The organism is Flavobacterium sp. (assembly GCF_043780635.1).
Lineage (GTDB): Bacteria > Bacteroidota > Bacteroidia > Flavobacteriales > Flavobacteriaceae > Flavobacterium.
Window position 1 is genome coordinate 1 of sequence record NZ_JAYWCK010000120.1, and the last position, 5,790, is coordinate 5,790.

A 5,790-nucleotide genomic window follows, 5' to 3' on the forward strand; every position below is an offset into this window, starting at 1 on the left:
ATGCAAAAAGGGGGACTCATGTACGAAGCATCTATTGGCGGACAGAAGTTTAAGTTTAGTAAATTGTAACACGCTTTTGGATGTTGCAATGCCAGCAATGTACAGGCATAAAAATACCGCAGATTCGCAGATTTAAGAACTTTTAAAATCTGCGAATCTGCGGTATTTTTTTATAATAAATTTTGGAATTTTACCCCAAAAACGTTTTCAATTCCCCGTAAGTCTTGCTTTTTAAGCTCACTTTTTCCTTCCTCAACACCCTTTCAATTTGTGTTGGAATTGGAAGTTGGATATTTAATGTAGGGAGTTATAACTTGAAACTGTTTAATAATTCAATCAGTTTTGAGTCTGATGGTCTTGGTGCTTGTGCATTTACAACATTGCCATTCGTATCAATCAGGATAAATCTCGGAATCCCTAGAATATTGTATTCTCTTATGAATTTTGAATTCAATTCTTTATCAGCCAATAACTGAATCCCACTCATTTTTTTCTCGGTTACAAGGTTGCTCCATTTTTCTCGGTCTTTACTATTGTCAACAGAAATGCTTACAAAAACAATATTTCTACCTTGAAATTGTTCTTCAACTTTTTCGAGTGATGGTATTTCCTGACGGCAAGGTCCACACCAAGTTGCCCAAACATCAATATAAACGTATTTTCCTTTCAGACTTTCTAAGGATGTTTTTCCACCTTTTTGATTTTCATAATTAAAAGTCGGAGACGGCTCGCCTGGTTCGACTGCTATAGTATTATTGTAATTAGCAGTTAGGCTTTCCTTAATTTTTGGATCATTTGTAATAGAAATGAACTCGTTGTATGTGTTTTTGTAATTTGCATTTTCAATATTAATGTCATTCACTCCATTTTGAATTAATCTATTTTTTATACTTTGACTTTTAAGAGCTTTTATTTCAGGAATTGCATTCTTTGCTGAAACAAAAAAACTTCCTTCATCACCTTTAATATTATCATAGAACTTTGTCATTACAATATCCTGATATTCTATTGAAAACAAGAAATCAGATTCGTTATCCAAATCAATTTTTTCGTCAAATTTTGGAAATTTTTCAGAAAATATAAAATCGTATGTATGAGCGTAATAGTTGTGAAGTTTCATATAAAACAAAAAGTGTTTATGTTCTAAAAAATGAAAATTTAAAGATTCTTTTTGTTTAAAAACGGCATCTGAAAATTTAGTTTTTTGATATAGAAGTTCAATAGAGCCTTTTATTTCCTTGACTTTTTTTAAAAATTCCACTTCATTTAATTTATACAATTCTGCGTCTGATATTTCTGAAGTAATAATTGTTTTCTTAGCAATATATTGATTTTCAACACTTCCTTTACCTGTGTATTTTATAGTCTTGCTAAAGTTGGAATCATCAGCAGTTAAGTTAATTTTAGAATCTTTAGAAAAATAGATGGGCATTCTATTTTTAGAAGTTTCAATAGCATAAATCCCCTCATATTCAAGAGGCAACTTTTCAGTAAATGTGCCATCGGGTTTTAAGTTGATTTCTTTTTCAAATGATTCTCCTTTGATCCAGATTTTTCCAACTTCGTTATTTGTAATTTTACCCGAAAGAGTGATTGTTGCTTTTGGACTTGTGAAAGAAGAAAGTATCACAATTAATAATAGAAAACTATATCTTTTCATAGGATTTTTTTTATCAAATATACTAATTTGTAAGGATTTATGTTCGATTCCAAAAAATAAAATATTTTATTTCTCATATAAAAAAATGGCTAAAGTTTAATTTTAGCCATTTTAAATTTTTATAAATTATTCCAGTTTCTACCCCAAAAAAGCTTTCAATTCCTCGTAAGTCTTGATTTTTACGCTTACCTTTTCTTTGTTCAAGACACTTTCTATTTGTGTTGGGATAGGAAGTTTTACGTCCAATGCAGGTTCCACGACATCCAAAAATTTGATGGGATGGGCAGTTTCCAAGAAAATTCCAATCGCGTTTGGGTGGTTTTGCAGTTCCTTTTTCAATCCCAAGTAACCCACGGCTCCGTGAGGTTCCGCGATATACCCATCGGTTTTGTAGATGGATTTCATCGCTTCCAAAGTTTCGGCATCGGTATACGAAAACGAAGAGAAATCTTTTTTGAATTGTTCCAAATCGTTGTTGTACATTTCCTGGATTCTAATGAAATTACTTGGATTTCCAACGTCCATTGCATTTGAAATAGTCGCTTTGGAAGGTTTCGGATCGTAATTTCCTTTTTCCAAGAATCTTGGAACGGTATCATTCACGTTGGTCGAAGCCACGAAATGTTCAATTGGCAAGCCCAATTTTTTCGCCATGATTCCGGCGCAAATATTCCCGAAATTTCCGCTTGGACAAGAAAATACCAAAGGCCTGTTTTGTGATTTCAGTTGCTTGTAGGCAAAGAAAAAGTAAAACATTTGCGGTAACCAACGGGCAATATTAATCGAGTTGGCTGAAGTCAAATTGTGGTGCGCCAAACTTTCGTCCAAAAACGCTTTTTTGACCATGTCCTGGCAATCGTCAAAAACACCGTCCACTTCCAATGCCTTGATGTTTTGTCCCAAAGTCGTCAATTGTCTTTCCTGAATGTCGCTCACTTTCCCCGAAGGGTATAAAATAATAACTTCCACGCCTTTTACGCCTAGAAAACCGCTGGCAACAGCACCTCCGGTATCGCCGGAAGTAGCCACGAGAACGGTGTTTTTGCTGTCTTTTTTGTCTTTGTTAAAGAAGGCCAAACAACGGGACATAAATCGGGCGCCGACGTCCTTGAACGCCATTGTTGGCCCGTGATATAATTCCAATGCGTAAATGTCGTTTTTAACTTTCACTGTCGGGAAATCGAAACACAAAGTTTCGGCGATGATTTGTTTTAAGATTTCGGCTGGAATTTCGTCGCCCACAAATTGTTGGATGGCTTCGAAAGCAATTTCTTCGTTGCTCAACTTTTCGATATTTTCGAAAAATTCAGCATTTAATGGAGTGATGGATTCCGGAAAATACAATCCTTTGTCGGTTGCTAATCCTTGTATTACGGCTTCTTGGAAAGAAACCTTTGGGGCATTATGGTTTAAACTGTAGTATTTCATTGTTCTATTTACGATTTACTTATTCGTATAAAATATATTATAATTAAAAGGAGCTATTTTTAATACTTAAACAAAATATAAATGCCAATAGATGAATTCCAATAAGATAATATTTCCATTTTGGTTTTTTTTCTATAATGAGAGCATAAATGGGAATTTGCAGAATTGCTAAAATAAGTCCTACGGTTCCAATTTCTGTTTTTGCTAGTAACATTGTAAACGGATAAATCAATTTTGCAGGTAAATAAGTTCCGTGTCCCCCTCCAGCAAAAAATATTGTTAGAAGTATTAACAGAACTGTTATTGTCAAAATTTTAGTAATTTTCATACCCGTTTGGTGTAATTCAATTTATATTTTTTTAAACGCATAGAAACATAGTTTTTTATTTTTTTTGTAAGACGTTTCACTTTTTGATAGTGAATCATAGCTTTGTGGAACCAAGAATTGGTCTATCAAACTCTTTTTACTATGTTTCTATGTGTTGAAATTTTTACATTTCGTTAATAATTGAGTATTTTATTAATTGCACCCAACGGGTTAATTTTCATTCTATATTATACTTATTCCTTTATCATTCACTTTTGAAACGTGAATTTCATAAGGCAAATTTATTTCGTCATAAACGGCGCTCATTGCTTTTGCAATTTTATCAGCAGTTTCCTTTCCTTTGCTCAACGCAAAAATGGAAGGTCCAGAACCTGAAATCCCGGAGCCCAAAGCCCCGTTTTCGTAGGCGGCTTTTTTGATCAAATCGAAACCGGGAATCAGCATGCTACGAACCGGTTCGATGATTTCGTCGTGCAGGGAACGACCAATCAATTCGTAATCATTCGTGTACAATCCGGCGACTAAACCGCCCACATTTCCCCATTGGGTGATGGCGCTTTTCAGGGAAACGGTTTGTTTCAATACCGAACGTGCATCCGAAGTTTTCAACTCAATTTGAGGATGAACCACGGTAGCATATAATTCTGAAGGGCTGTCAATTTTGACAATGTCCAAAGGATCAGAGCATCGTACCAAAGTAAAACCACCCAACAGGCAAGGAGCCACATTATCAGCGTGGGCATTTCCACTTGCTAATTTTTCGCCTTGCATTGCAAATTTTACCAATTCTTTTCGGGTAAAAGGTCTTCCCAATAATTCATTAATTCCAAATACAGCTCCGGCAGAACTGGCAGCGCTGCTTCCGATTCCGCTTCCGGCTTTGATATGTTTGTAAATTTCAATCTCAAAACCAAATTCGGTTTCCACTTCTTCCAATAGTGCCAAAGCCGCCACGCCAGCCACATTATTTTCGGTTTCCAATGGCAAATCCGCTCCCACGATTTTAGTGATGCGAATCCCTTTTATATCTGATTTTCGAATAATCATTTCGTCACCCGCAGTAGTCAAACATAGTCCCATGACATCAAATCCACAGGAAAGATTGGCGATTGTTGCGGGGCAAAATATTTTTATTTCATTCATAATTTATTGTTTTTTGCCACGAAGGCACAAAGGCACAAAGTTTTTTTATCAGTTCGATACTGAACACTGCGACTGAATACTGAACACTCTTTTATATGTTTCCAACTCGAATCACATCGGCAAAAATTCCCGAAGCGGTCACAGCGGCACCTGCACCTGCTCCTTTTATCAATAAAGGTTGGTCGATATAACGGTCAGTGTAAAATTGAACTATATTGTCTTTTCCTTCCAAATTATAGAAAGGACTTTCTTTCGGAATGAATTCCAAACCTACGCCTGCTTTTCCATTTTCGAAAGTAGCAACAAATTTTAATCGGCTGTCTTTAGCTTTAGCTTCAGCCAAAAGGTTTTCAAAATGAGCCGCATTTGCAATTAAAGACTTGAAAAAATCATCATTGTTTGTTGTACTCATGCATTCCTTTGGAAGGAAAGAATTGTTTTGAATATCCTCGATTTCCATTTGGTAACCGCTTTCTCTTATCAGGATTAATATTTTTCTGGCTACATCCACACCGCTCAAATCAATTTTTGGATCAGGTTCAGTAAATCCTTGTACTCCGGCTTCTTTTACGACATCGTGGAACGAATTATTTTCGTCGAAATTGTTAAAAATAAAGTTCAGACTTCCGGACAAAACCGCCTGAATTTTGTTGACTTTATCGCCTGAAGCGATTAAATGTTTCAAAGTATCAATTATTGGTAAACCAGCACCCACATTGGTTTCAAACAAGAATGGTGCATTGTATTTTCTGGATAAATTTTTCAGTTTTTTGTAATTGTCATACGCTGAGGAACAGGCAATTTTATTGCAGGTAACCACGGCAATATTTTGTCTTAAATACTGTTCATAAGTCTCGGAAACCGCTTGATTTGCGGTAATATCCACAAAAATACTGTTGCGTAAATTGAGTTCCTTTACCTTTGATATAAAGGCTTCTTTGCTGGCTGTTTCTCCATTTTCCAATAGGGCTTTCCAATTTTTTAAATCAATTCCCTCTTCGTCAAAAAGCATTTTTCTGGAATTAGACACCGCCACCACTCTCAGGTTTATTTTTAGATTTTCTTTGAGGAATTTCTTTTGTTGGTTGATTTGTGAGATAAATTTTTCGCCTACATTTCCAACGCCCATCACAAACAGATTCAGCTGTTTTGTGTTTTCCTCAAAAAAGTTTTCGTGTAGTGTATTTAATGCTTTTTTCACGTCTCTTTCGTTGATAACCGCCGAAATATT

At 35.4% G+C, this 5,790-nt stretch carries 4 protein-coding genes and 1 pseudogene; all 5 read right to left on the reverse strand.

What is annotated here, in order from left to right:
• Nucleotides 1–307: 307 nt before the first annotated feature.
• On the reverse strand, nt 308–1,660 hold the full coding sequence (locus tag ACH2BV_RS10565) for a TlpA family protein disulfide reductase (protein ID WP_395050692.1): 1,353 nt from the start codon (nt 1,658–1,660) through the stop codon (nt 308–310).
• A 138-nt stretch (nt 1,661–1,798) separates the two neighbouring features.
• Nucleotides 1,799–3,088 carry a threonine synthase gene (gene thrC / locus ACH2BV_RS10570; protein WP_395050693.1) on the reverse strand — a complete coding sequence of 430 codons (1,290 nt, stop codon included), beginning with the start codon at nt 3,086–3,088 and terminating at the stop codon, nt 1,799–1,801.
• Nucleotides 3,089–3,131: 43 nt separating this feature from the next.
• Nucleotides 3,132–3,416: a hypothetical protein gene (locus tag ACH2BV_RS10575; protein WP_395050694.1), complete on the reverse strand. Its 285-nt coding sequence runs from the start codon at nt 3,414–3,416 to the stop codon at nt 3,132–3,134.
• Between the two features lie 222 nt (nt 3,417–3,638).
• Nucleotides 3,639–4,559 carry a homoserine kinase gene (locus tag ACH2BV_RS10580; RefSeq protein WP_395050695.1) on the reverse strand — a complete coding sequence of 307 codons (921 nt, stop codon included), beginning with the start codon at nt 4,557–4,559 and terminating at the stop codon, nt 3,639–3,641.
• Between the two features lie 91 nt (nt 4,560–4,650).
• Nucleotides 4,651–5,790 (reverse strand): annotated as a pseudogene (locus ACH2BV_RS10585) (bifunctional aspartate kinase/homoserine dehydrogenase I); the annotation flags it as partial.